This window comes from Azohydromonas sediminis (assembly GCF_003574675.1).
Taxonomy (GTDB): Bacteria; Pseudomonadota; Gammaproteobacteria; order Burkholderiales; family Burkholderiaceae_C; genus Calidifontimicrobium; species Calidifontimicrobium sediminis.
Genome location: NZ_QOAZ01000098.1, coordinates 1 through 832 on the forward strand (window position 1 = coordinate 1; position 832 = coordinate 832).

Genomic DNA, 832 nt, shown 5'->3' on the forward strand with positions numbered 1-832 from the left:
TTCCGATCTGCTTACCTGGATCGGCAAGGCGGCCAAACCGCTGGGGTATTTGGTAGGGTTGGGAGCGTCGATTGCCGCATTCTGGGCAGCGCTCAAAGCTGGGGTGCAGCCAAAGTGACCCCGCGCCAAAAACTCGCGGCCAAGATCGGCGCGGGTGCTATTGCGCTCGCGCTCCCCCTGGTGGCGCATTTTGAGGGCACGGTGTATCGCACCTACAAAGACCCGATAAACGTGCTCACGTCATGCACCGGCCACACCGGGCCAGAGCTGCGCATGGGGCAGACCTTCACCAAGGAGGAATGCGAAGCGCAACTGATGGGCGACCTGCTCAAGCACACCGAGGCCATCGACTGCATCAAGCGCCCGCTGACAGACAACCAAAAGGCCGCATTCCTGTCGTTCGCGTTCAACGTGGGCAACAGTGCATTTTGCGGCTCGACCCTGGTGCGCAAGGCAAATGCCGGGGACATGGCCGGAGCCTGCGCCGAGTTGTCCCGCTGGACGCTAGCTGGCGGGCAGGAGTTGCCCGGCCTGGTTCGTCGCCGCGCTGCAGAGCGGGCCGTGTGCGAGGAGAAATCATGATCGCAGGCCTCTACACCTACGCCGCCACCGCTCTGGTGGCAGTGGCCATCGGCTTTACCGGCGGCTGGAAAACCCAAGGCTGGCGCTGGGATGCTGCCGACAAACAGCGCATCGAGCAGGAGGCGCGCGAGCGCTCCAGGCTTCTGGACCGCGCCCATGCATCCAGCGGCGCATTTGAAGAAAAGAGGACCGCCAATGAAACCAGATACCGCACTGTCACCGTCACGGTCAAAGAGTTTATTGACCGCCC

The 832-nt window shown here is 62.9% G+C and carries 2 protein-coding genes; both read left to right on the top strand.

Translation table 11 applies throughout. The features are described 5' to 3' along the window. The first annotated feature begins 114 nt into the window (after positions 1–114). Positions 115–582, top strand: coding sequence for a lysozyme (locus DRV96_RS17790; RefSeq protein ID WP_119293618.1), 468 nt, complete (start codon positions 115–117; stop codon positions 580–582). After that, on the top strand, positions 579–832 hold a 254-nt coding region (locus DRV96_RS18285), incomplete at its 3' end, for a hypothetical protein (protein ID WP_210757107.1). The genes DRV96_RS17790 and DRV96_RS18285, both read left to right, overlap by 4 nt.